This is a genomic window from Streptomyces sp. NPDC002926 (assembly GCF_053591755.1).
The window spans coordinates 95,499-121,178 of sequence record NZ_JBSFUK010000011.1 but is presented as its reverse complement, the minus strand read 5'-3'; the positions used below and the strand labels follow the sequence as shown (position 1 = coordinate 121,178).

The following is a 25,680-nucleotide window of genomic DNA, read 5'->3' as shown; positions in this document are numbered from 1 at the left end:
TGGTCAACATGGCAGACCCCTCCAGCTACCGCCCCAAGCCGGGACAGATCCCCGACTCCCCGGGGGTCTACAAATTCCGCGACGAGCACCGTCGGGTGATCTACGTCGGGAAGGCCAAAAGCCTGCGCCAGCGCCTGGCCAATTACTTCCAGGACCTGGCGAATCTGCACCCGCGCACCCGCACCATGGTCACCACGGCCGCCTCCGTCGAGTGGACCGTCGTCTCCACCGAGGTCGAGGCGCTGCAGCTGGAGTACTCCTGGATCAAGGAGTTCGACCCCCGGTTCAACGTCAAGTACCGGGACGACAAGAGCTATCCGTATCTCGCGGTCACCCTCAACGAGGACTTCCCACGGGTCCAGGTCATGCGCGGCGCCAAGAAGAAGGGTGTGCGCTACTTCGGTCCGTACGGACATGCCTGGGCGATCCGCGAGACCGTCGACCTGATGCTCCGCGTCTTTCCCGTACGCACCTGCTCATCCGGGGTCTTCAAGAACCACGCCCAGAAGGGCCGGCCCTGCCTGCTCGGCTATATCGGCAAGTGCTCGGCGCCCTGCGTGGGCCGGGTCACCCCCGAGGAACACCGCGAACTGGCCGAGGAGTTCTGTGACTTCATGGCCGGCCGCACCGGCACGTACATCCGCCGCCTGGAGAAGCAGATGATGGCGGCCGCCGACGAGATGGAGTACGAGAAGGCCGCCCGCCTGCGCGACGACATAGGGGCCCTCAAGCGGGCCCTGGAGAAGAACGCCGTCGTGCTGGCCGACGCCACCGACGCCGATCTGATCGCCGTCGCCGAGGACGAGCTCGAAGCCGCCGTACAGATCTTCCACGTCCGCGGCGGACGCGTCCGCGGCCAGCGTGGCTGGGTCACCGACAAGGTCGAGGCCGTCGACACCGCCGGCCTGGTCGAACACGCCCTGCAGCAGTTGTACGGCGAGGAGCGCGGCGAGGCCGTCCCCAAGGAGGTCCTCGTGCCCGCCCTCCCCGAGGACACCGACGCCGTCACCCAGTGGCTGAGCGACCGCCGCGGCTCGCACGTCTCGCTCCGCATTCCGCAGCGCGGCGACAAGAAGGACCTCATGACGACGGTCCAGCGCAACGCCGTACAGGCGCTCGGCCTGCACAAGACCAAGCGCGCCAGCGATCTCACCACCCGCTCGCGCGCGCTTGAGGAGATCGCCGGGGCACTCGGCCTCGACTCGGCGCCGCTGCGGATCGAGTGCTTCGACATCTCGCATCTGCAGGGCGAGGACGTCGTGGCGTCCATGGTGGTCTTCGAGGACGGCCTGGCTCGCAAGAGCGAGTACCGCCGCTTCCAGATCAAGGGCTTCGAGGGGCAGGACGACGTCCGGTCCATGCACGAGGTGGTCACCCGCCGCTTCAAGCGCTATCTGGCCGAGAAGGACAGGACGGGGGAGTGGATCGGTGACGACACCCCCGATGACGACGGAAAACCCAAGCGCTTCGCTTACCCGCCCCAGCTCGTCGTCGTCGACGGCGGGCAGCCGCAGGTGGCCGCCGCCAAGCGCGCTCTCGACGAGCTCGGCATCGACGATGTCGCCGTCTGCGGCCTCGCCAAGCGCCTCGAAGAGGTCTGGCTGCCGCACGACGACGACCCCGTGGTCCTGCCACGTTCGAGCGAGGGTCTCTATCTCCTTCAGCGCGTCCGTGACACGGCTCACGATTTCGCCATCCGCTACCAGCGGAGCAAGCGGACCAAGCGCATCAGGACAAGCCCGCTGGACGCGGTACCCGGTCTCGGCGACACCCGCAAGCAGGCTCTGATCAAGCATTTCGGCTCGGTGAAGCGGCTGAAGCAGGCGACAATCGAGCAGATCTGCGGGGTACCCGGCATGGGCCGGAAGACGGCGGAAGCCGTCGCTGTGGCCCTCGCCGAGGCGGCTCCTGCCGCGCCTGCCGTGAATACGGCAACAGGAGAGATCATTGAAGAGAGTGACGGGGGCAGCACGACATGACTGAGCACGATGGAGACGGAGCAGCAGACGTGAGTACGGGCACCACGACCGAGCCCGGCGGAGCCGCTGACGCGGCCATCCCCGAGCTGGTGATCATCTCCGGAATGTCGGGCGCCGGGCGCAGCACGGCGGCGAAGTGTCTCGAGGATCTCGGCTGGTTCGTCGTCGACAATCTGCCGCCCGCGTTGATCCCCACCATGGTGGAGCTCGGTGCCCGCTCGCAGGGCAATGTCGCCCGCATCGCCGTCGTCGTCGACGTACGCGGCCGGCGGTTCTTCGACAATCTCCGGCAATCCCTCGCCGACCTCGACTCCAAGCAGGTCACCCGGCGCATTGTCTTCCTCGAGTCGTCCGAAGACGCCCTGGTCCGCCGTTTCGAGTCGGTCCGCAGGCCGCATCCCCTCCAGGGCGACGGCAGGATCGTCGACGGCATCGCCGCCGAACGTGATCTCCTGCGTGAGCTGCGCGGCGATGCCGATCTGGTGATCGACACCTCCAGCCTGAACGTCCATGAGCTGCGCGCCAAGATGGACGCCCAGTTCGCGGGCGACGAGGAGCCGGAGCTGCGTGCCACGGTGATGTCGTTCGGATTCAAGTACGGACTGCCGGTCGACGCGGATCTCGTCGTCGACATGCGCTTCCTGCCGAACCCGCACTGGGTCCCGGAGCTGCGTCCCTTCACCGGCCTCAACGAAGAGGTCTCGAACTACGTCTTCAACCAGCCCGGCGCCAAGGAGTTCCTGGACCACTACACCGAGCTGCTCCAGCTGATCGCCGCGGGCTACCGGCGCGAGGGCAAGCGGTACGTCACCATCGCCGTCGGCTGCACCGGCGGCAAGCACCGCTCCGTCGCGACGTCCGAGAAGCTGGCCGCCCGGCTCTCCTCAGCCGGGATCGAGACCGTCGTCGTCCACCGGGACATGGGGCGCGAGTGACCGGACGCAATCTCCGTCTGCGGCGGCTGCGCAGGTCCACACACGCACCGTCGGGCCGGAAACGCGGCGCGCAGCCCAAGGTCGTCGCGCTCGGCGGCGGCATGGGCCTGTCCGCGTCGCTCACCGCGCTGCGCCGTATCACCGGCGACCTCACCGCGGTCGTCACCGTCGCCGACGACGGCGGCTCGAGCGGCCGGCTCCGTGACGAGCTCGGCGTGCTGCCGCCCGGTGACCTGCGCAAAGCCCTGGCGGCGCTGTGCGGCGACGACGACTGGGGCCAGACCTGGGCCCGGGTGATCCAGCACCGCTTCCAGTCCCAGGGCGAACTGCACGAACACGCGGTCGGCAATCTGCTGATAGTGGCCCTGTGGGAGCAGCTCGGCGACCATGTCCTCGCCCTTGACCTGGTCGGCAAGCTGCTGGGTGCGCACGGCCGGGTGCTGCCGATGTCGGCTGTGCCACTGGAGCTGCAGGCGCTGGTACGGGGCCACGACCCGGCGCGCCCCGACGATGTGGACACGGTGCGCGGCCAGGCGACCGTCGCCCTCACACCCGGTGAGGTGCAGTCGGTGCACCTCGTCCCGCACGACCCGCCCGCTGTCCCCGAGGCCGTTGCCGCCGTCCTGGACGCCGACTGGGTGGTTCTCGGCCCCGGCTCCTGGTTCTCCTCCGTGATACCGCATCTTCTGGTGCCCGAGCTGCTGGACGCGCTGATCGAGACGAAAGCCCGCCGAGTCCTCGCGCTCAACCTCGCGCCCCAGCCCGGTGAAACAGATGGCTTCTCACCGCAGCGTCATTTGGAGGTTTTGGGACGACACGCGCCTAAACTCGCCCTGGACGTGGTGCTGGCCGACGAGGCCGCCGTGCCCGACCGCGAGTCCCTCGCCGAAGCCGCCAAGCGGTTCGGCGCCGCGGTCGAGCTGGCGCCGGTCGCCTCGCCCGACGGCGTTCCGAAGCACGACCCGGAGCTGTTGGCCGCCGCGTACGACCGTATTTTTCGGATGCATGGAAGGATCGGCCCATGGCGATGACGGCAGCGGTGAAGGACGAAATCTCCCGGCTTCCCGTCACCCGGACCTGCTGCAGAAAGGCAGAGGTCTCGGCGATTCTCCGGTTCGCGGGCGGGCTGCACCTGGTCAGCGGGCGCATCGTGATCGAGGCGGAGCTGGACACAGGGATCGCGGCACGACGGCTGAAGCGGGACATCCTGGAGATCTTCGGCCACAGCTCCGAGCTGATGGTGATGGCGCCGGGTGGACTGCGCCGCGGCTCCCGTTACGTCGTACGGGTGGTGGCAGGCGGTGACCAGCTGGCGCGTCAGACCGGTCTGGTGGACGGCCGCGGCCGCCCGATCCGAGGGCTGCCGCCGCAGGTCGTCTCCGGCGCCACCTGTGACGCGGAGGCCGCCTGGCGCGGCGCGTTCCTGGCGCACGGTTCGCTCACCGAGCCGGGCCGCTCCTCGTCGCTCGAGGTCACCTGCCCCGGCCCGGAGGCTGCCCTCGCCCTGGTCGGCGCGGCCCGCCGGCTCTCCATCGCCGCCAAGGCGCGTGAGGTACGCGGCGTGGACCGCGTCGTCGTACGTGACGGGGACGCGATCGGCGCACTGCTGACCCGTCTCGGGGCGCACGAGTCCGTACTCGCCTGGGAGGAGCGGCGGATGCGGCGCGAGGTGCGCGCCACCGCCAACCGCCTCGCCAACTTCGACGACGCCAACCTGCGCCGCTCGGCGCGCGCCGCGGTCGCCGCCGGTGCCCGGGTGCAGCGCGCGCTGGAGATCCTCGGCGAGGAGGTGCCCGAGCATCTCGCCGCTGCCGGCCGGCTGCGGATGGAGCACAAGCAGGCCTCGCTCGAGGAGTTGGGGGCGCTCGCCGACCCGCCGCTGACCAAGGACGCGGTCGCGGGCCGGATCCGCCGGCTGCTGGCGATGGCCGACAAGCGGGCCCAGGACCTCGGCATTCCGGGTACCGAATCCAATCTCACCGAGGAGATGGCGGACGGCCTCGTCGGCTGAACGTGTCCGCCCCCCATATTTCACCCAAGCTGTCGGCGCCCTCGCGGCGTCGGCAGCGGTGTTATGTCCGCACACGGCACTCTTGACATGATCATGAGGTGATATGAGCCTGGCGTCCGGCCACTTTCGTGGCACACAACAGCAAGGGGGGCTAATGAGACGCAGAGCGAGATCGATCCTCGCAGCGGCTTCACTGCTGGCAGCCGGATTGGCGGCGGCACCGATCGCCCACGCCCAACAGGGGGGCGAGGGCGGCGACGGACTCTCCGTATGGCATGCGAAAGTCAGTCGGGCCCAGGTGCCGCTGATCCTCGCGGCAGGCACCGACGGTCATGAACTGACCGAGCAGGTGCCCGACAAGGGCACCGCCACCGTCGAACTGTTCCTCACCAGGAAGCAGGCCGGCGAACTGCGCGGGCAGGGCGTCGACATCACCGAGCACACGATCCCGGCCAAGTCCGAGAAGCGTGTGGCGGCCGCGGGCGACGGCGTCTTCCGCCCGTACAGCGGCGACAACGGCCTGCAGCGCGAGATCCTCGCCACCGGGCAGGCCAACCCGGACCTGACCAAGGTCGTCAGCATCGGCAAGACCCTCAAGGGCCAGGACATCCTCGCTCTCAAGATCAGCAAGGGTGCCAAGAAGTACCGGGACGGCTCCAAGCCCTCCACGCTGTACCTCTCCAATCAGCACGCCCGCGAGTGGATCACCCCCGAGATGACCCGGCGGCTGATGCACTACTACCTCGCCAACTACGGCAAGGACCCGCGGATCACCAAGATCGTGGACTCCACCGAGCTGTGGTTCGTCCTCTCCGCCAACCCCGACGGCTACGACTACACCTTCACCGGCACCGACGAGCGTCAGTGGCGCAAGAACCTCCGCGACAACAACGGCGACGGCAAGATCGCCCCCGGCGACGGGGTGGACCTCAACCGCAACTTCGCCTACAAGTGGGGCTACGACAACGAGGGTTCGTCCCCCGACCCGGCCGACGAGACCTTCCGCGGCACCGGTCCGGCATCCGAGCCCGAGACCAAGGCCCTCGACGCCTTCGAGAGGCGCATCGGTTTCGAGTACGGCATCAACTACCACTCCGCGGCCCAGCTGCTGCTGTACGGAGTCGGCTGGCAGGTCGCGACCCCGACGCCGGACGACGTCCTCTACACGTCCCTCGCCGGTACGCCTGAGAAGTCCGCGGTTCCCGGCTACCACCCGCAGGTCTCGTCCGAGCTCTACACCACCAACGGCGAGGCCGACGGACACGCTGCCAACGTCAACGGGATGATGATGTACACCCCGGAGATGTCGACCTGCGGAACCGCCTCGCGCATCGACCCCAACGACCCCTGGAACCCGGCCGACTGCGCCTCGGTCTTCACCTTCCCGGACGACGAGAAGCTGATCCAGCAGGAGTTCGCCAAGAACATCCCGTTCGCGCTCTCCGTCGCCGAGACAGCCGCCCACCCCGACCAGCCGTCCTCCTCGGTCGGGCTGACGGCAGCGGACTTCACGCCCGACACCTTCACCACCTCCTATGCGCGCGGCGGTGACCAGGAAGTGTCCGTCGTCGCCCGCAAGTCGGTACGCGACAAGGAGCTCAGGTACCGCGTCAACGGCGGCCGTACGCACGACCAGGCACTCAGGACCTGGAAGGGCGGCGAGACCTACGGCGGCGACGACAACATCCGCTTCGACGAGTACCGGGCCAAGGTTCGGGACGGCGACGTCGGGGACAAGGTCGAGGTCTGGTTCACCGGCGAGACCAGGGCCGGAAAACCCACCGCCAGCGAGCACTTCACGTACACGATCGCCGAACGGCCGCGCGGCGACACGCTGGTGATCGCGGAGGAGGGCGGTACCGCCGCGGCGCAGCACACCGCCGCGTACACCAAGGCCCTCGCCGACAACCGCCACGGGGCCGCGGTCTGGGACGTCGCCACACAGGGCGCCCCGAACGCCCTCGGTGTGCTCGGCCACTTCAAGACGGTCGTCTGGTACACCGGCAGCAATCAGCCCTCCGCGGCGACCACCGGGGCCGTACGGGACTTCCTCAACGAGGGCGGCAAGCTGATCAACGCCGGTGAGCAGGCCGGCGGGAGTATCGACCTCGGCGGCGCCGAGTCCAACGACTTCTCCCAGTACTACCTCGGCGCCTACAACCGGATCGGGCTCAAGTCCCCGCCGTCCTTCGCGGGCGCCGGGAAGCTCGCGGGTGCGAAGGCCTCTCTCGCCGACGCGCCGGGCAACGCGCTCGACCTGGCCGGGGCGTACACCGTCACCTCGGACACCCTGAAGCCCGAGCTGTTCCCGAAGTTCAGGAGCGCGTCCGCGGGCGGCTACCCGGGCATCCGCACCCCGTTCGAGCCGGCCGAAGGCTCCTGGTTCGCGGCGGCGAAGCATCAGGACAACGCCTACATGAGGCTGGCACGGACCGTGGACCTGTCCGGCACGGCGGCGGGAGCCAAGCCGAATCTGCAGTTCCAGCTCAGCTACGACACCGAGCGCGGCTTCGACAACGTCATCGTGGAGGCGCACACAGTCGGCCAGGACGACTGGACAACCCTGCCGGACGCCAACGGCGGCACCACCAACCAGGTGCCCGTCCAGTGCGAGGAGGGCTACTACGTGGCGGGGCACCCCTTCCTCGCCCGCTATCTGACCGTCGCCAACAGCGGCTGCACGGCGACGGGCACCAGCGGCGCCTGGAACCGCTTCACCGGCTCCTCCAACGGCTGGCAGCCGGTCTCCGTCGACCTCAGCGCCTACGCGGGCAAGCAGGTCGAGCTCTCCATCTCGTACGTATCGGACCCGGGCACCGGCGGAATCGGCGTCTTCGTCGATGACACCAGGCTCGTTGTCTCAGGTGCCCCGCAGGGTTCCGAGGGCTTCGAGACCGCCCTCGGCCCGTGGAGCGTGCCCGGACCGCCGGCCGGCAGCCCCGGGAACGCGGGCGACTGGGCACGTTCCCAGGCGCTCTTCCAGTCGCAGGCGGCCGTCACCACACGGGACACCGTGCTGCTGGGCTTCGGCCTGGAGCATGTGCCCGGCGCGGCCGACCGCAAGCAGCTCATCGGAAAGGCGCTGAGAGCCCTCCGACGCTGACGCCTGCGCGGCCGGGAGCCGGGGCCGGACACAACTGATCGCCCCGGTCCCGGCGGAGGTCCCGGCGGCTCCTGCCCCTACTGGTGGGTAGGAGTTCGCCGGGCCGCGCGCGGACCTCTCGATGTCACTCCGGGGTCGTCAGAGAGGTAGGGTCGGAGGCGGTCGGGGACATCCCATACAACTCGCCGGCGTCGAAAACCGGCGTACCAACGAGGAGATCGGTTCGTGACGATCCGCGTAGGCATCAACGGCTTTGGCCGCATCGGTCGTAACTACTTCCGCGCGCTGCTGGAGCAGGGTGCTGACATCGAGATCGTGGCTGTCAACGACCTTGGTGACACCGCGACCACCGCCCACCTGCTGAAGTACGACACCATCCTGGGCCGTCTCAAGGCCGACGTGTCGCACACCGAGGACACCATCACCGTCGACGGCCGCACCATCAAGGTGCTGTCCGAGCGCAACCCCGCCGACATTCCGTGGGGCGAGCTGGGCGTCGACATCGTGATCGAGTCCACCGGTATCTTCACCAAGAAGGCCGACGCCGCGAAGCACATCGCCGGCGGCGCCAAGAAGGTCCTCATCTCGGCTCCGGCCAAGGACGAGGACATCACCATCGTGATGGGCGTCAATCAGGACAAGTACGACGCTGCCAACCACCACGTCATCTCCAATGCCTCCTGCACCACCAACTGTGTGGCGCCGATGGCCAAGGTTCTCCTCGAGAACTTCGGCATCGTCAAGGGCATGATGACCACGGTCCACGCGTACACGAACGACCAGCGCATCCTGGACTTCCCGCACTCGGACCTGCGCCGCGCCCGCGCAGCCGCCGAGAACATCATTCCGACCACCACCGGTGCCGCCAAGGCCACCGCGCTGGTGATCCCGGAGCTGGCGGGCAAGCTCGACGGCATCGCGATGCGCGTCCCGGTCCCCACCGGCTCCGTGACCGACCTGGTCATCGAGCTCGAGCGTGAGGTCACCAAGGACGAGGTCAACAGCGCGTTCCAGAAGGCCGCCGAGGGCCAGCTCAAGGGCATCCTGGACTACACCGAGGACGCGATCGTCTCCTCGGACATCGTCAACTGGCCGGCCTCCTGCACCTTCGACTCCTCCCTGACCATGGTCCAGGGCAAGAGCGTCAAGGTCATCGGCTGGTACGACAATGAGTGGGGCTACTCCAACCGTCTGGTCGACCTCACGGTCTTCGTCGGCGGTCAGCTCTAATAAGCAACGCGAGCAGCAAGATGTGAGCGACAGGGCTCGGGCAGCGCAGCGCAGCGCAGTCCGAGCCCTGTCGCACGTCCAGCCTGAGGAGCCCTATTCATGAAGACGATCGACGAACTTCTCGCCGACGGGGTCGCCGGCAAGCGTGTATTCGTCCGCGCCGACCTCAATGTGCCGCTCGACGGCACCACCATCACCGACGACGGCCGCATCCGAGCCGTTGTGCCGACTGTCGCCAAGCTCGCCGAGGCGGGCGCGCGTGTCATCGTCGCCTCCCACCTTGGCCGCCCCAAGGGTGCCCCGGACCCGGCCTTCTCGCTCGCCCCGGCCGCGAAGCGTCTCGGTGAGCTGCTCGGCACCGAGGCCGCGTTCGCGACCGACACCGTCGGCGCTTCGGCCAAGGCCGTCGTCGCCGGCCTCGCCGACGGCCAGGTCGCCGTCATCGAGAACCTCCGCTTCAACGCCGGTGAGACCAGCAAGGACGACGCCGAGCGCGGCGCCTTCGCCGACCGGCTCGCCGAGCTCGCGGATGTGTACGTCGGCGACGGCTTCGGAGCCGTCCACCGCAAGCACGCCTCGGTGTACGACCTCCCGGCCCGCCTGCCGCACGCCGCCGGCTACCTCATCGCCACCGAGGTCCGGGTCCTCAAGAAGCTCACCGATGAGGTCGAGCGCCCCTATGTCGTGATCCTCGGCGGCGCCAAGGTCTCCGACAAGCTCGGTGTCATCGACGCGCTGCTCGGCAAGGCCGACCGCATCCTCATCGGCGGCGGCATGGCCTACACCTTCCTCAAGGCCAAGGGCTACGAGGTCGGCATCTCCCTCCTCCAGGAGGACCAGATCCCGACCGTCACCGAGTACATGGAACGCGCCGAGAAGAACGGCGTCGAGCTGGTGCTGCCGGTCGACGTCCTGGCCTCGGGCGAGTTCCCGGACCTGAAGACCAAGGCCCCGGCCGACTACATCGTTGTCGACGCGGACAAGATCCCCGCCGACAAGGAGGGCCTGGACATCGGCCCGAAGTCGCGCGAGCTCTTCGCGTCGAAGATCGCCGACGCCCAGACCGTCTTCTGGAACGGCCCGGTCGGCGTCTTCGAGCACCCTGACTACGCTCAGGGCACCAAGGCCGTTGCCGAGGCGCTGCTCGGCAGCAAGGGCTTCACTGTCGTCGGCGGAGGTGACTCGGCCGCGGCCGTGCGCACGCTCGGCTTCGACGAGAACGCATTCGGCCACATTTCCACCGGCGGTGGCGCCAGCCTCGAGTACCTCGAGGGCAAGACGCTCCCCGGCCTCGCCGCACTGGAGGACTGACCCCCTTATGACTGACATTGCTCAGGACCGTTTCCCGATCATGGCGGGCAACTGGAAGATGAACCTCAACCACCTCGAGGCCATCGCGCATGTCCAGAAGCTTGCCTTCGCCCTGTCGGACAAGGACTACGACGCCGTCGAGGTCGCCGTTCTGCCGCCCTTCACCGACCTCCGGTCCGTACAGACCCTGGTCGACGGCGACAAGCTCAAGATCAAGTACGGCGCCCAGGACCTCTCGGCGCAGGACGCCGGTGCGTACACCGGTGAGATCTCGGGCTCCATGCTGTCCAAGCTGAAGTGCACCTATGCCGTGGTGGGCCACTCCGAGCGCCGGCAGTACCACGCCGAGACGGACGAGCTCTGCAACGCCAAGGTGAAGGCGGCCTACCGGCACGGCCTGACCCCGATCCTCTGCATCGGCGAGGGCCTGGACATCCGCAAGGCGGGCAACCAGGTCCAGTACACGCTGGCGCAGCTCGACGGCGGACTGAAGGACATCCCGGCCGAGCAGGCCGAGTCCATCGTGATCGCGTACGAGCCGGTGTGGGCCATCGGTACCGGTGAGGTCGCGACCCCCGAGGACGCGCAGGAGGTCTGCGGGGCGATCCGCGGGCGTCTCGCCGAGCTGTACTCCCAGGAACTGGCCGACAAGGTCCGGATCCAGTACGGCGGCTCGGTGAAGTCCGGGAACGTCGCCGCGATCATGGCGCAGCCCGATGTGGACGGTGCACTGGTGGGCGGCGCGTCGCTGGACGCCGAAGAGTTCGTCAAGATCGTCCGGTTCCGCGACCAGTAAGTATGCGGTAGCGCGGATCCGTCGTACCCTTGCGGGGGCCGAGTAGGCATCATGGAAATGCCGCTCGGCCCCCGTCGTCCATTCAGTCCGAGGAAGTTGGTCCAGCCGTGATTGTCGGGTTCTCGATTGCCCTGATCGTCTTCAGCCTGCTGATGATGCTGCTGGTGCTGATGCACAAGGGGAAGGGCGGCGGTCTCTCCGACATGTTCGGTGGCGGTATGCAGTCCTCCGTCGGTGGTTCCTCGGTCGCCGAGCGCAACCTCGACCGCATCACCGTGGTTATCGGTCTGCTGTGGTTTGCGTGCATTGTCGTACTTGGTCTGCTGATGAAGCTGGACAGCTGACCGACGCCTTCCGCGTCCCGGGGTCGGGTGTAACTCCAATCACTGGACGAGCGTTGGGCCTTACGTAGACTGGGGCACTCGCGGCGCAGCCGCTGTGAGACGCTGTGCAGCACCATCACGCAGGGAGTTACGACCGTGGCAAGTGGCAACGCGATCCGGGGAAGCCGGGTCGGAGCGGGGCCGATGGGCGAGGCTGAGCGAGGCGAGTCCGCGCCGCGCCTCCGCATCTCCTTCTGGTGCTCCAACGGGCACGAGACGCAGCCGAGCTTCGCCAGTGACGCACAGGTCCCGGATACCTGGGACTGCCCGCGCTGTGGGTTCCCGGCCGGCCAGGACCGGGACAACCCGCCGGACCCGCCGCGCACCGAGCCGTACAAGACGCACCTCGCCTATGTACGCGAGCGGCGCAGCGACGCGGACGGCGAGGCGATTCTCGCCGAGGCGCTCGCCAAACTGCGGGGCGAAATCTAGAAGTTGCGGTCCGGCCGGACACCAAGGTGTCCGGCCGAACTTTTTGCTTCGTTGTCAGTGGCACCCCTTACGGTTCTGAATCACGGACCGGAAGGGGATGTTGTGACGGCGACCGAAGTGGCACAGGCGCGAACACCCGCATGGCGCGGGGGGTTCGGACGGCTGTGGACGGCCGCCGTCGTCTCGAAGTTCGGCGACTCGCTCCAGATGGCAGCGATGCCGCTGCTCGCCGCCTCACTGACCGACGACCCGCTGCTGATCGCCTCGGTGACGGCGTGCGGCTATCTGCCCTGGCTGCTGTTCGGACTGCTCGGCGGCGCGGTCGCCGACCGGGTGGACCAGCGGCGGGCGATGTGGGCCGTCGATCTCCTGCGGGGCGCGCTGATGGCCGCCTTCGCCGTCGCGGTGTGGCTGGACCTGAGCTCGATGGCCCTGCTCTTCGGGCTCGCCTTCGCGCTCACCACGCTCCAGACGCTCTTCGACAACGCTGCCACAGCCCTGCTGCCCTCGCTGGTGCCGGCCGAGGCGCTGGGCAGTGCCAACGCCAGGCTGATGACCGCACAGCAGATCGTCGGCAGCTTCCTGGCCGCCCCGGTGGTGCCGGCGCTGCTCGTCGTGGGCGCCGCAGTGCCGTACGCGGCGGATGCGGCGACGTATGTCGTGGCGGCGGTGCTGGTCGCCTCACTGCGGGTCGGGGCGCCTCCGAGGGCTCCTGGAGCGGCCGGCAGCACCCTGCGCGGCGAGATCGGGGAAGGGCTGCGGACCCTGTGGCGGGACCGCGTGCAACGCGGACTCTGTATCGCCACCACCCTCTGCAATATCGGCATGGGTGCCCTCATCGCCACCCTCGTCGTCCATGTCACCGGCTGGCTGGACGCCGGGAACGGCGGGTATGCGGCGGTGATCACGGCTGCCGGGGCGGGCGGTGCGGTCGGCGGTCTGCTGGCCCGCCGGTTCTCCGAGCGTTTCGGCCGAATACGGAGCGTGTTCGCAGCCGGCATCGTGCAGACCGGATGCCTGGTCGCGATGGGATCCGTGCGCGAGCTGTGGGTGACGATCACCTCGATGGCGGTCTTCGGGGTCATGGGCATGGTGTGGAACGTCAACCGGATGACGCTGACGCAGGAGCGCAGTCCGGCGGCGATGCTGGGCCGTATCAACTCCGCCTTCCGTACGCTCGCGGTCGCCGGCGCCCCGCTCGGCGCCCTGCTGGGCGGTGCGGCGGCCGCCGCCTGGGGACCGAACGCACCCGCTCTGCTGACGGCCGTACTCTTCGTGCCCGCTGTCGCGTCGCTGACCCCGCTGATCAATTAGGTTGGAGACGCAGTGGGGCATGCAGGCAGGTACGAGAAGAAGTGGGCTGATGTCCAAGATGCTGTGTCCTCCCGGGGGGAACCCCCAGGACCCCCGGCCGAAAAGCAGGTCAGCGGGGCTGAACCGACCGTCCACGCGAGGTGAATCTCTGTGAACGCAGAAGGCCGTACCAGGCTCAACCAGACGCCCGAATGGACTGCTCTCGGCAAGCACCGCGAGCAGCTGGGGGAGACGCATCTGCGGGAGCTGTTCGCAGCCGATACGGCGCGCGGCACCGAGTACACCCTCGAGGTCGGAGATCTGTACCTCGACTACTCCAAGCACCGGGTGACCGACGAGACGCTGGCGCTGCTGCGCGAGCTGGCCGTGGTCACCGATGTATTCGGACTGCGGGACGCGATGTTCCGCGGCGAGAAGATCAACATCACGGAGGACCGCGCCGTCCTGCACACGGCGCTGCGCGCCCCGCGTGACGCAGTGATCGAGGTGGACGGCGAGAACGTGGTACCCGCGGTGCACGCGGTTCTCGACAGGATGAGCGCCTTCTCCGACCGGATCAGGTCGGGCGAGTGGACCGGACACACCGGCAAGCGCATCAAGAACGTCGTGAACATCGGCATCGGCGGTTCCGATCTGGGCCCGGCGATGGCGTACGAGACACTGCGCTCCTACACCGCTCGCGAGCTGACCTTCCACTTCGTGTCCAATGTCGACGGGGCCGATCTGCACGAGGCCGTAAGGGACTTGGACCCGGCCGAGACGCTCTTCATCATCGCCTCCAAGACCTTCACCACCATCGAGACCATCACCAACGCCACCTCCGCCCGCGACTGGCTGCTCACCGGTCTCCAGGCCGGCCAGGAAGCCGTGGCCAAGCACTTCGTGGCGCTGTCGACGAACGCCGAGAAGGTCGCCGACTTCGGCATCGACACGGCGAACATGTTCGAGTTCTGGGACTGGGTCGGCGGGCGGTACTCCTTCGACTCCGCCATCGGCCTCTCGCTGATGATCGCGATCGGCCCCGACCGCTTCCGGGAGATGCTCGACGGCTTCCACCTGGTCGACGAGCACTTCCGCACGGCCCCGCCAGAGGCCAACGCACCGCTGCTGCTGGGCCTGTTGGGGGTCTGGTACGGCGAGTTCTTCGACGCGCAGACGCATGCCGTGCTGCCGTACTCCCACTATCTGGGCAAGTTCACCGCCTACCTCCAGCAGCTCGACATGGAGTCCAACGGCAAGTCCGTGGACCGCGAGGGCAATCCGGTGGACTGGCAGACCGGTCCGGTGGTCTGGGGCACGCCGGGCACCAACGGCCAGCACGCGTACTACCAGCTGATCCACCAGGGCACGAAGATGATCCCGGCGGACTTCATCGGCTTCGCCCATCCGGTCGCGGACCTGCCGCCCGGTCTGGTCGCCCAGCACGATCTGCTGATGGCCAACTTCTTCGCGCAGACACAGGCGCTCGCCTTCGGCAAGACTCCGGAGGAGGTACGGGCGGAAGGCGTGCCCGAGGAGCTGGTGCCGCACAAGACGTTCCCGGGCAACCACCCGACGACGACGATCCTCGCCGAGGGGCTGACGCCGTCCGTGCTGGGGCAGTTGATCGCGCTGTACGAGCACAAGGTGTTCGTCCAGGGCGCCATCTGGAACATCGATTCCTTCGACCAGTGGGGCGTCGAGCTCGGCAAGGTCCTGGCGAGGAAGATCGAGCCGGTGCTGACGGCAGGAAAGGGCGGCGAGAACCTGGACAGCTCGACCTCGACGCTGGTCACCAAGTACCGCACGCTACGCGGTCGTTGAGCCGATGACGGGGTGGGCCCGGTGCGGCCGCACGGCCGCCGGACAACACGCTCGATGAGCGGGTCGTCGGCCGGTGGCGAGTGCGGTGGCTCCTGACCACCGCCGTACCGGTGGTGGTCCTGGCCGTGCTGGGCGCGTTGACCGCGCCCGCACGGCCGTGGCCGCTGACAGTCGCCCGGGTGCCGGCGGTGCCGGGTCCGGCCTGCACCGCCTTCTCCCCGCGTGGTGGTTCCGGGCGCACCGCCGGGAGGTCACGGGGCTGCGGGTGCCGTTCCTGATACGGGAGGAGCGGACGGCGGGATGCGATGCGGCCGAGGACGGCGCGACAATCCCCGTATGACCACATCCGGCTACCCGGGCACTCCGACGGCCAAGAAGCTCGGTATCAAGCCGGGTCAGCGCGTCGCGCTCAGACACCGGCCCCAGGACTGGACGATTCCCGAACTGCCCGAAGGGGTCAGAGTCGGGGAGCGCGGCTCGCGCGACGCCGATGTGACGCTGGCCTTCTACCGTGCGCACTCCGATCTGGCAGCCGACGCGGCGGCGCTCGTCGAGGACTTGGCGGACCCGGCCATGCTCTGGATCGCCTGGCCGCGCAAGGCTGCCGGCCATGAGAGCGACATCACCGAGAACGCGCTGCGGGACCACTTCCTCCCGCTCGGCATCGTCGATGTGAAGGTCGCGGCGCTGGGTGAGGACTGGTCCGGGCTGAAGTTCGTCCGGCGGCTGGAGAACCGGGCGGGCTGAGCGCCCGCGGCGGGGCCTGTTCCGGGACCCGCCCCTTCCCGCGGGGCCTGTTCCGGGACCCGCCCCTTTCCGCTGTTTCGATATCCGGCTCCGCCGCGTGGGGGCAAGCCCCCGGACCCCGTACGCCTGCGGCCGCGTGGGGTCCGGGGCGGAGCCCCACGGTCAGGGCGACGCCGGCGGATACAGGCCGCGCGGCAGCTGTGCGGCCGCCGCGGCGTCCAGTAGCCACAGCGTCCGGCCGCGTCCGTACGCGCCCGCCGCCGGAGCCTGCACCTCGCCCGCGCCCGACAGCGTGATCTTCACCGCCTTCGCCTTGTCCTCGCCCGCCGCCAGCAACCACACCTCGCGTGCCGCGCGAATCGCCGGGAGCGTGAGCGAGATACGGGTCGGCGGCGGCTTGGGCGCGCCGTGGACGCCGACCACCGTGCGCTCCCTCTCGCGGACCGCGGGCAGCTCCGGGAAGAGGGACGCCACATGGGTGTCCGGGCCGACACCCAGCATCAGCACGTCGAACGTCGGCACCGGACCATGGTCCTCAGGGCCCGCCGCAGCGGCGAGTTCGGCCGCGTACGCGGCGGCAGCCGCGTCCGCGTCGTTGCCGTACTCGCCGTCCGACGCGGGCATCGCGTGCACCCGGGCCGGATCCAGCGGCACCTTGTCCAGCAGAGCCTCGCGGGCCTGCGTGACATTGCGCTCCGGGTCGCCCTCCGGGAGAAACCGCTCGTCGCCCCACCACAGGTCGAGCCGCGGCCAGTCGATCGCGTCCCGGGCCGTTGAGGTGCCGAGAGCGGCCAGCAGGGCGTTGCCGTTACGGCCCCCCGTCAGGACCACCGACGCCGAGCCGCGCGCGGACTGGGCGTCCACGATCTTCGTGATCAGCCGGGCCGCGGCGGCCTGTGCCATCAACTCCTTGTCCCGGTGGACAACGAGTTGTGGAGCGCTCACTTCGCAGCCGCCTTCTTGGCCGGAGCGGGCTTCTTGGCGGCGGAGGCGGGTTTGGCATCGGACTTCGACGTATCGTCAGCCCCGGTTTCCTCCGGACCGGCCAGCCGGTCCACGCCGAACCGCAGCGCAGAGGCGTAGATGTCGTCCGGGTCCAGCCGCCGCAGTTCCTCCGCGATCAGCTCGGCCGTATCACGCCGGTGGAGTGCCACCGCGCGGTCCGGCTGGCCCTGGATCGACAGCGTCGCCAGCGAGCCGTCCGCCCGGTCCAGCACAATCGGACCGCAGCTGCTCTCCATCCGTACGGCGGTGAGGCCGGGACCGGCGGAGAACGAGCGCTTCACCGGCACCTTCAGCCGGTCCGCGAGCCACATGGCGAGCAGCTCGCAGCTCGGGTTGAACTCCTCGCCCTCCACCTCCGCCGCGGTGACGTCACAGTTGACCTGGTCCAGAGCGGCCGCGAGCATCGAGCGCCACGGCGTGATCCGGGTCCAGGCAAGATCGGTGTCGCCGGGGGTGTACACCTCGGCACGCGCCGCCAGCTCCCGCACCGGCTTCTCGGAGGCGTAGGTGTCCGTCACCCGGCGTTGTGCCAGTGCGCCCAGCGGGTCCTTGGCCGGGTCGGTCGGCGCGTTCACCGGCCACCAGACCACCACCGGTGCGTCCGGCAGGAGCAGCGGCAGCACCACCGACTGGGCGTGGTTGATGACCTCGCCGTACAGCCGCACGACGACCGTCTCACCGGTGCCCGCGTCAGCGCCCACCCGTACCTCGGCGTCCAGGCGTGCCTTCGCCCGGTCGCGCGGCGATCGCGAGACCCGCTTGATGACGACGAGCTTTCGCGAGGGGTGCTCGCGGGACGCCTCGTTGGCAGCCTTCAGCGCGTCGTAGGCGTTCTCCTCGTCGGTGACCATGACAAGGGTGAGCACCATGCCGACGGCCTGCGTGCCGACGGCCCGCCGTCCCTGCACCAGCGCCTTGTTGATCTTGCTGGCTGTGGTGTCCGTAAGGTCGATCTTCATGGCCGACGCCAGCTCCGTCCGTCGCGTGCGAGCATTTCGTCCGCCTCGACCGGACCCCAGGTCCCGGCCGGGTACTGCGCGGGCTTGCCGTGCTCGTCCCAGAACTCCTCGATCGGGTCGAGGATCTTCCAGGACAGCTCGACCTCCTCCACGCGCGGGAAGAGGTTGGAGTCGCCGAGCAGGACATCGAGGATGAGGCGCTCGTACGCCTCCGGGCTGGACTCCGTGAAGGACTCGCCGTACGCGAAGTCCATCGAGACGTCCCGCACCTCCATCGAGGTGCCCGGCACCTTCGAGCCGAACCGCAGGGTCACGCCCTCGTCCGGCTGGACGCGGATGACCAGGGCGTTCTGGCCCAGCTCCTCCGTCGCCGTGTGGTCGAAGGGGGAATGCGGGGCGCGCTGGAAGATCACCGCGATCTCCGTGACACGGCGGCCGAGCCGCTTGCCGGTACGGAGGTAGAACGGGACTCCGGCCCAGCGGCGGTTGTCGATCCCCAGCTTTATGGCCGCGTAGGTGTCGGTCTTCGACTTGGGGTCGATGCCCTCTTCCTCGAGATAGCCGACGGCCTTCTCGCCGCCCTGCCAGCCGGCCGTGTACTGCGCGCGCACCGTGTTCCTGGACAGGTCCTTGGGCAGCTTCACCGCGCCCAGCACCTTGGTCTTCTCGGCCGCGAGCGCGTCGGCGTCGAAGGAGGCGGGTTCCTCCATCGTGGTCAGCGCGAGCAGCTGGAGCAGGTGGTTCTGGATGACGTCACGGGCGGCGCCGATACCGTCGTAGTAGCCGGCACGGCCGCCGATGCCGATGTCCTCGGCCATGGTGATCTGGACATGGTCGACGTACGACCGGTTCCAGATCGGTTCGAAGAGGGTGTTGGCGAAGCGCAGCGCCAGAATGTTCTGGACGGTCTCCTTGCCGAGATAGTGGTCGATCCGGAAGACCTCGTTGGACGGGAAGACCTCGTGCACCACCTGGTTGAGCTCCTGGGCGGAGACCAGGTCGTGGCCGAACGGCTTCTCGATGACCGCGCGGCGCCAAGAACCGTCCTTCTGGTCGGCGAGCCCGTGCTTCTTGAGCTGCTGGACGACCTTCGGGAAGAACTTCGGCGGTACGGAGAGATAGAACGCGAAGTTGCCGCCGGTGCCCTGCTTCTTGTCGAGGTCCTCTATGGTCGACTTCAGCCGTTCGAAGGCGTCGTCGTCGTCGAAGTTGCCCGGGACGAAGCGCATCCCCTGGATGAGCTGCTGCCAGACCTCCTCGCGGAACGGCGTACGGGCGTGAGCCTTGACGGCGTCGTGGACCTCCTGCGCGAAGTCCTCGTCCTTCCACTCACGGCGGGCGAAACCGACGAGCGAGAAGCCCGGCGGCAGCAGCCCGCGGTTGGCCAGGTCATAGACGGCTGGCATCAACTTTTTACGTGACAAATCGCCCGTGACGCCAAAGATGACCAGGCCCGACGGCCCCGCGATACGCGGGAGCCGTCGGTCTGCGGGGTCACGGAGCGGGTTGGCTCCGCTGAGACCGGACAAGTTGGTCAGCCCTCCGAAGGAGCGAGGCGCTTGAGCTCGGCCTCGGTCGAGTTGAGCAGGTCGTTCCAGGACGTGGCGAACTTCTCCACGCCCTCGTCCTCGAGCAGCTGCACGACCTCGTCGTAGGAGATCCCGAGCTTCTCGACGGCGTCGAGGTCGGCACGGGCCTGCTCGTACGTGTCGCGGACCGTGTCACCGGTGATCCGACCGTGGTCGGCGGTGGCGTCCAGGGTGGCCTCCGGCATGGTGTTCACCGTGCCCGGGGCGACCAGCTCCTCGACGTACATGGTGTCCTTGTACGCCGGGTCCTTGACGCCGGTCGAGGCCCACAGCGGACGCTGCTTATTGGCCTGGGCCTTGTCGAGCGCGGCCCAGCGGTCGCTGCTGAAGACCTCTTCGTATGCCTCGTACGCCAGACGGGCATTGGCGAGAGCCGCCTTGCCGCGGGCCTCCTTGGCCTCCGGGGTGCCCAGGGCGTCCAGCCGCTTGTCGATCTCGGTGTCCACGCGGGACACGAAGAAGGACGCCACGGACTGGATCCTGGAGAGGTCCAGGCCCGAGGCCTTCGCCTTCTCCAGACCGGCCAGGTAGGCGTCCATGACCTCGCGGTAGCGCTCCAGCGAGAAGATCAGCGTGACATTGACGCTGATGCCCCTGCCGATGACCTCGGTGATCGCCGGCAGGCCGGCCTTCGTCGCCGGGATCTTGATGAGCGTGTTCGGACGGTCCACCAGCCAGGCCAGCTGCTTGGCCTCGGCGATGGTCGCCGCGGTCTTGTGCGCGAGCCGCGGATCGACCTCGATGGAGACCCGGCCGTCCTGGCCGCCGGTGGCGTCGAAGACCGGACGCAGGATGTCGGCGGCGTCCCGGACGTCCGCCGTCGTGATCATCCGTACGGCTTCCTCGACGGTCACCTTGCGCACGGCGAGGTCGGCGAGCTGCTGCTCGTAGCCGTCGCCGCTGCTGATGGCCTTCTGGAAGATCGAGGGATTGGTGGTGACGCCCACGACGTGCTGCTGGTCGATCAGTTCGGCGAGATTGCCGGAGGTGATCCGCTTGCGCGACAGGTCGTCGAGCCAGATCGCGACGCCTTCGTCGGAGAGGCGCTTGAGTGCGTCTGTCATGAGAATTGCATCTCCTACTTGTCGTATACCGGCGTCAGCGCGCGGCGGCTTCCAGAGATTCCCGGGCTGCGGCGGCCACGTTGTCGGCAGTGAAGCCGAATTCGCGGAAGAGGACCTTGCCGTCGGCCGAAGCGCCGAAGTGCTCCAGCGAAACGATGCGTCCCGCGTCGCCGACGAAGCGGTGCCAGGTCAGACCGATACCGGCCTCGACCGCGACCCGGGCCTTCACGGCCGGCGGCAGGACGCTGTCCTTGTACGACTGGTCCTGCTCCTCGAACCACTCGACGGACGGCATCGAGACCACCCGGGTCGCAACGCCCGCGGCCTGCAGCTGTTCGCGCGCCTCGACAGCCAGCTGGACCTCCGAGCCGGTGCCGATGAGGATGACCTGCGGCGCCGTGCCCTGCCCTTCGGGCCCTTCGGCGTCGAACAGGACGTAACCGCCCTTGGCGGCATCCTCGTTGGCCTCGTACGTCGGTACACCCTGGCGGGTCAGCGCGAGGCCGTGCGGGGCGCCCTTGCCGAACTTCTTGGTGTAGCGCCTGAGGATTTCGCGCCAGGCGATGGCGGTCTCGTTCGCGTCGGCCGGCCGGACGATGTTCAGGCCCGGGATCGCGCGCAGCGAGGCCAGGTGCTCCACCGGCTGGTGGGTCGGCCCGTCCTCGCCGAGGCCGACCGAGTCGTGCGTCCACACGTACGTCACCGGCAGGTGCATCAGCGCCGAGAGCCGTACGGCGTTGCGCATGTAGTCGGAGAACACCAGGAAGGTGCCACCGTAGATACGGGTGTTGCCGTGCAGCGCGATGCCGTTCATGGTCGCGGCCATGGCGTGCTCGCGGATGCCGAAGTGGATCGTGCGGCCGTACTTGTCCGCACCCGGCAGCGGGTTGCCGTCGGGCAGGAACGACGACGTCTTGTCGATCGTCGTGTTGTTCGAACCGGCCAGGTCGGCGGAGCCGCCCCACAGTTCGGGAATGACCGCGCCCAGCGCCTGCAGGATCTTGCCGGAGGCGGCGCGGGTGGCGACACCCTTGCCGGTCTCGAACTCCGGGAGCTTCTCCTCCCAGCCCACCGGGAGCTCGCCGGAGCGGATCCGGTCGAACTCGGCGGCGCGCTCCGGGTTGGCGGTGCGCCACGCGGCAAACGTCTTCTCCCACTCGCCCTTGGCCTCGCGGCCGCGGTCGAGCGCCTCACGGGTGTGCGCGAGGACCTCGTCGGAGACCTCGAAGCTCTTCTCCGGGTCGAAGCCGAGGACGCGCTTGGTGGCCGCGACCTCCTCGTCGCCGAGCGCCGAGCCGTGCGCGGCCTCGGTGTTCTGCGCGTGCGGGGCGGGCCAGGCGATGATCGAGCGGACCGCGATGAAGGAGGGGCGCTCCGTCTCGGCCTGCGCCGCCCTGAGGGCCTTGTGGAGACCGGCCGGGTCGAGGTCGCCGTCGGGCTTCTGCTCGACACGCTGGACGTGCCAGCCGTACGCCTCGTACCGCTGGAGGGTGTCCTCGGAGACGGCCGTCTCCGTGTCGCCCTCGATGGAGATGTGGTTGTCGTCCCACAGCAGCACCAGGTTGCCGAGCTTCTGGTGCCCGGCCAGCGAGGACGCCTCGGCGGAGATGCCCTCCTGGAGGCAGCCGTCACCGGCGACGGCCCAGATGGTGTGGTCGAACGGCGAGGTGCCCGGGGCGGCGTCCGGGTCGAACAGGCCGCGCTCGTAGCGCGAGGCCATGGCCATGCCCACGGCATTGGCGACGCCCTGGCCGAGCGGGCCCGTCGTCGTCTCGACGCCCGGCGTGTGCCCGTACTCCGGGTGGCCCGGGGTCCTCGAACCCCAGGTCCTGAAGGCCTTCAGGTCATCGAGCTCCAGGCCGTACCCGGCCAGGAAGAGCTGGATGTAGAGGGTCAGGGACGTGTGCCCCGCGGAGAGTACGAACCGGTCGCGGCCGGTCCAGTCCGGATCGGCGGGGTCGTGCCGCATGAGCTTCTGGAACAGGACATAGGCGGCGGGCGCGAGGCTCATGGCCGTACCGGGGTGGCCGTTGCCGACCTTCTGTACGGAATCCATGGCCAGGACGCGGGCGGTATCGACGGCCCGCTGGTCCAGATCGGTCCACTCGAGGTCTGTGGTGGTCGGCTTGGTGCTCACCCTGGGTCAGGGCTCCTCTCCACATGTTCGTATCCCGGTGACGACGGAAGCACCGGGCGTTGTCGAGCCTACCCCCGGAGCAACGCGCCTCTTTTCGAGTGCACGCCTTTCAAAAAACCGGACACAGCCAGGGTGCGGTCAGAGCGTCGTCTCCGCCTGTCGGCGGTGTATACGCGTGCCGTGCGGCCACCGCTCAACACGAGCCCACCCCCGCGAAGATCGGTGTCTGGGCAACGTCTAGAGTGGCGTGGTACGCGCAAGTCTTTACCGGGTCCTCACGCCGGAAGCTTGCTGGGATTTCTCTGTCAGGGGTGTGCGTGACGGCCGTCGAGTCCCGACCCGCAGGGGTCGTCTTGACTCCCAGCCCGGGGGGCCATCGGCCGTTCGGGGCTCGCGTCAAGGCATTCGTGGCGCTGACCAAACCACGGATCATCGAGCTGCTGCTGATCACCACCGTCCCGGTGATGTTCCTCGCCGCGCAGGATGTTCCCGACCTCTGGCTCGTGCTCACGACGTGCATCGGCGGTTACCTCTCCGCAGGCGGCGCCAACGCGCTGAACATGTACATCGACCGCGACATCGACGCCCTGATGGACCGTACGTCGCAGCGTCCGCTGGTCACCGGAATGGTGTCCCCGCGCGAGTGCCTGGTCTTCGGTCTCGCCCTCGCCGTCGTCTCGACGCTCTGGTTCGGGCTCCTCGTCAACTGGCTGTCCGCCGCGCTGGCGCTGGGCGCGCTGCTCTTCTACGTCATCGTCTACACGATGATCCTGAAGCGCCGTACCTCGCAGAACATCGTCTGGGGCGGCATCGCCGGCTGCATGCCGGTCATGATCGGCTGGTCCGCCGTCACCAACTCGATGTCCTGGGCCGCGGTCATCCTCTTCCTCGTCATGTTCTTCTGGACGCCGCCGCACTACTGGCCGCTGTCGATGAAGGTGAAGGAGGACTACGCGCGTGTGGGTGTGCCGATGCTTCCGGTCGTCGCCTCCAACACCGTGGTGGCCCGGCAGATCGTCCTCTACAGCTGGGTGATGGTCGCCGTCTCGCTGCTGCTGACGCCGCTCGGCTACACCGGCTGGTTCTACACCGCGGTGGCGCTGGTCACCGGCGGCTGGTGGCTCTGGGAGGCGCACTCGCTGCAGCGCCGCGCCAAGTCCGGGGCGACGGGCGGCAAGCTCAAGGAGATGCGGCTCTTCCACTGGTCCATCACCTATGTGTCGCTGCTCTTCGTGGCGGTCGCGGTGGACCCCTTCCTGCGCTAGCGCACTTTGGCCCTCCGGACACTCGAGGACCGGGGTCCGGGCAGGCACCAGTGGCCCACACCACGTGACCCCGGCGTCGCCAGGGCGCCGTACCCGCAAGTAGCATCGCTGCATGGCAGACACCAAGCAGGCAGAGCGCAAGGCGGCCAAGCTCGCCAAGCAGATCGGCGCCTTCGCCAAGGCGCACGGCGGCGCCGAGGGGCAGCTCGAATACATCGGTCAGGCGGGCACCCGCCTCGTGCTCGTCGGCGAGGACGGCGGCTGGGGCGACCTGGTCGCGCCGAGCCACTCCATCGCACAGGCCGCGGCCGAGAAGGCCGGGATCACGCTGCACGAGTCGTTCGACGGCGAGTTCGCGGCGAAGGTCCGCACTGGGCCGTACGAGTGGACCCGGATGGCGGGCATCCAGGTCGGCGGTCCGTCCAACGACTGAGCAACACCTCGTCGGGGTGTCACCCGTTAGGACTGTGGAAGCACGGTCCACGAATGGGAGACCGGATGATCGACACCCCGACCCTTGTGGACCAGTACTGCCACGGAGTGCTCCGTACGGAGCTGGGCCTCGGCACCTTCGAGGCCCATCTGGGCAGAACTGCGGGGCCACCCGCGCCCGGCACCACCTTCTTCGACACCCAGACAGGCTTCGCCGTACGGCGCTGGTGCCCGCCGCTGCTGGGTCTTGAGCCGCACTGCCCGCCCGCCCGCTATCTCGCCCGCCGCCGCGAGCTCGGCGTGCTCGAGGCGGGCAGACGGCTGCTGCGGGGCAGCGGAATCTCCACCTATCTCGTGGACACCGGTCTGCCCGGTGACCTCACGGGCCCGCGCGAGATCGCCGCGGCCGGTTCGGCCGACGCGCGCGAGATCGTCCGTCTCGAACTCCTCGCCGAGCAGGTCGCCGACACCTCGGGCACCGTGGAGAGCTTCCTCGCGAATCTCGCCGAGGCCGTGCACGGGGCCGCCGCCTCCGCCGTCGCCTTCACCTCGGTCGCGGCCGTGGGCCACGGACTCGCCCTCGCCCCCGAGCCCCCGGGCCCCGGCGAGGTGCGCGGGGCCGCCGGGCGCTGGCTGGCCGGGCGGCAGGTCGGCGGCAGGCTCACCGATCCCGTGCTGGTGCGGCATCTGCTGTGGATCGCGGTCGCCTCAGGGCTGCCGCTCCAGCTGCATGTCGGGGTCGAGGATCCGATGCTGCTCACCGGCTTCGCGGCCGCGACCGCCGGTCTCGGCACCGATCTGGTGTTGCTGCACGGCTATCCGTACCACCGGCACGCCGCGCATCTGGCGAGCGTCTACCCGCATGTGTACGCCGATCTCGGGCCCGCTCTCGTACACACAGGGGCTCGGGCCGCCGCCGTCCTCGCGGAGATCCTGGAGCTCGCGCCATTCGGGAAGCTGCTGTTCTCCAGCGGTGCGCGCGGCCTGCCGGAGCTGCATGTGGTGGGCGCCCGGATCTTCCGGGAGGCGCTCAGCCGGGTGCTCGGCGGCTGGGTCGGCGACGGCGCCTGGGCCCGTACGGACGCGGAACGGGTCGCGGGGATGATCGCGGCGGGCAATGCCCGACGGGTCTACGCACTGCCGGACGCCTGACGGTCGGGCGTCCGGCTGCCGGACGCCCGCCCG

General features: G+C 68.9%; 21 protein-coding genes. 16 read left to right on the top strand and 5 right to left on the bottom strand.

Annotated elements, in window-relative coordinates; all coding sequences use genetic code 11:
* The first annotated feature begins 8 nt into the window (after positions 1–8).
* From uvrC to ACWDZ6_RS19380, 13 genes are all read left to right on the top strand, one after another.
* Positions 9–1,979 (top strand): excinuclease ABC subunit UvrC, encoded by a 1,971-nt coding sequence (gene uvrC, locus ACWDZ6_RS19440; protein WP_451503839.1) that lies wholly within the window; start codon positions 9–11, stop codon positions 1,977–1,979.
* A complete protein-coding gene (gene rapZ, locus ACWDZ6_RS19435; RefSeq protein ID WP_326649187.1) occupies positions 1,976–2,914 on the top strand; it encodes an RNase adapter RapZ in 939 nt (312 codons plus the stop codon). Before uvrC ends, rapZ begins: the two co-directional genes overlap by 4 nt.
* Complete coding sequence (locus tag ACWDZ6_RS19430; RefSeq protein ID WP_366733890.1) at positions 2,911–3,945, top strand: gluconeogenesis factor YvcK family protein; 1,035 nt, start codon at positions 2,911–2,913, stop codon at positions 3,943–3,945. The genes rapZ and ACWDZ6_RS19430 overlap by 4 nt, the downstream gene beginning before the upstream one ends.
* On the top strand, positions 3,936–4,925 hold the full coding sequence (gene whiA / locus ACWDZ6_RS19425) for a DNA-binding protein WhiA (RefSeq protein ID WP_215093490.1): 990 nt from the start codon (positions 3,936–3,938) through the stop codon (positions 4,923–4,925). The genes ACWDZ6_RS19430 and whiA overlap by 10 nt, the downstream gene beginning before the upstream one ends.
* 154 nt (positions 4,926–5,079) lie before the next feature.
* Entirely contained in the window at positions 5,080–8,028 is a 2,949-nt protein-coding gene (locus ACWDZ6_RS19420) for a M14 family zinc carboxypeptidase (RefSeq protein ID WP_451503838.1), read from the top strand.
* A gap of 225 nt (positions 8,029–8,253) precedes the next feature.
* Positions 8,254–9,258: a type I glyceraldehyde-3-phosphate dehydrogenase gene (gene gap, locus ACWDZ6_RS19415; RefSeq protein WP_326649181.1), complete on the top strand. Its 1,005-nt coding sequence runs from the start codon at positions 8,254–8,256 to the stop codon at positions 9,256–9,258.
* Between the two features lie 99 nt (positions 9,259–9,357).
* The gene (locus ACWDZ6_RS19410; RefSeq protein ID WP_451503837.1) at positions 9,358–10,569 is read left to right on the top strand and encodes a phosphoglycerate kinase; all 1,212 of its coding nucleotides are present in this window, start codon (positions 9,358–9,360) and stop codon (positions 10,567–10,569) included.
* A 7-nt stretch (positions 10,570–10,576) separates the two neighbouring features.
* Positions 10,577–11,365 (top strand): triose-phosphate isomerase, encoded by a 789-nt coding sequence (gene tpiA, locus ACWDZ6_RS19405; protein WP_389184594.1) that lies wholly within the window; start codon positions 10,577–10,579, stop codon positions 11,363–11,365.
* A 107-nt stretch (positions 11,366–11,472) separates the two neighbouring features.
* Positions 11,473–11,709, top strand: coding sequence for a preprotein translocase subunit SecG (gene secG / locus ACWDZ6_RS19400; protein ID WP_326649177.1), 237 nt, complete (start codon positions 11,473–11,475; stop codon positions 11,707–11,709).
* Positions 11,710–11,844: 135 nt separating this feature from the next.
* Positions 11,845–12,180 (top strand): RNA polymerase-binding protein RbpA, encoded by a 336-nt coding sequence (locus ACWDZ6_RS19395; RefSeq protein ID WP_003957010.1) that lies wholly within the window; start codon positions 11,845–11,847, stop codon positions 12,178–12,180.
* 102 nt (positions 12,181–12,282) lie between these two features.
* The gene (locus ACWDZ6_RS19390) at positions 12,283–13,494 is read left to right on the top strand and encodes an MFS transporter (RefSeq protein ID WP_451503836.1); all 1,212 of its coding nucleotides are present in this window, start codon (positions 12,283–12,285) and stop codon (positions 13,492–13,494) included.
* Between the two features lie 150 nt (positions 13,495–13,644).
* On the top strand, positions 13,645–15,297 hold the full coding sequence (pgi, locus tag ACWDZ6_RS19385; RefSeq protein WP_451503835.1) for a glucose-6-phosphate isomerase: 1,653 nt from the start codon (positions 13,645–13,647) through the stop codon (positions 15,295–15,297).
* Between the two features lie 336 nt (positions 15,298–15,633).
* On the top strand, positions 15,634–16,044 hold the full coding sequence (locus ACWDZ6_RS19380) for a DUF3052 domain-containing protein (protein WP_451503834.1): 411 nt from the start codon (positions 15,634–15,636) through the stop codon (positions 16,042–16,044).
* Between the two features lie 162 nt (positions 16,045–16,206).
* Here ACWDZ6_RS19380 and pgl read toward each other — a convergent pair whose 3' ends face one another.
* The 5 genes from pgl to tkt are packed head-to-tail and all read right to left on the bottom strand — an operon-like array spanning position 16,207 to position 22,798.
* Positions 16,207–16,989, bottom strand: coding sequence for a 6-phosphogluconolactonase (gene pgl / locus ACWDZ6_RS19375; RefSeq protein ID WP_389184607.1), 783 nt, complete (start codon positions 16,987–16,989; stop codon positions 16,207–16,209).
* Positions 16,986–18,008: a glucose-6-phosphate dehydrogenase assembly protein OpcA gene (gene opcA / locus ACWDZ6_RS19370; RefSeq protein ID WP_451503833.1), complete on the bottom strand. Its 1,023-nt coding sequence runs from the start codon at positions 18,006–18,008 to the stop codon at positions 16,986–16,988. The genes pgl and opcA overlap by 4 nt, the downstream gene beginning before the upstream one ends.
* Positions 18,005–19,537, bottom strand: a complete 1,533-nt coding sequence (gene zwf / locus ACWDZ6_RS19365) for a glucose-6-phosphate dehydrogenase (protein ID WP_451503832.1) — start codon at positions 19,535–19,537, stop codon at positions 18,005–18,007. Before zwf ends, opcA begins: the two co-directional genes overlap by 4 nt.
* Before the next feature lie 5 nt (positions 19,538–19,542).
* The gene (gene tal / locus ACWDZ6_RS19360; RefSeq protein WP_451503831.1) at positions 19,543–20,661 is read right to left on the bottom strand and encodes a transaldolase; all 1,119 of its coding nucleotides are present in this window, start codon (positions 20,659–20,661) and stop codon (positions 19,543–19,545) included.
* A 34-nt stretch (positions 20,662–20,695) separates the two neighbouring features.
* Positions 20,696–22,798 carry a transketolase gene (gene tkt / locus ACWDZ6_RS19355; protein WP_451503830.1) on the bottom strand — a complete coding sequence of 701 codons (2,103 nt, stop codon included), beginning with the start codon at positions 22,796–22,798 and terminating at the stop codon, positions 20,696–20,698.
* A 317-nt stretch (positions 22,799–23,115) separates the two neighbouring features.
* Here tkt and ACWDZ6_RS19350 point away from each other — a divergent pair, with 317 nt between their 5' ends.
* The 3 genes from ACWDZ6_RS19350 (at position 23,116) to ACWDZ6_RS19340 (ending at position 25,647) form a co-directional block, all read left to right on the top strand.
* Positions 23,116–24,063 (top strand): heme o synthase, encoded by a 948-nt coding sequence (locus ACWDZ6_RS19350; RefSeq protein ID WP_326649168.1) that lies wholly within the window; start codon positions 23,116–23,118, stop codon positions 24,061–24,063.
* 112 nt (positions 24,064–24,175) lie between these two features.
* The gene (locus tag ACWDZ6_RS19345; protein ID WP_326649167.1) at positions 24,176–24,496 is read left to right on the top strand and encodes a hypothetical protein; all 321 of its coding nucleotides are present in this window, start codon (positions 24,176–24,178) and stop codon (positions 24,494–24,496) included.
* 65 nt (positions 24,497–24,561) lie between these two features.
* Positions 24,562–25,647, top strand: a complete 1,086-nt coding sequence (locus ACWDZ6_RS19340; RefSeq protein WP_366733903.1) for an amidohydrolase family protein — start codon at positions 24,562–24,564, stop codon at positions 25,645–25,647.
* The last annotated feature ends 33 nt before the right edge of the window (positions 25,648–25,680 follow it).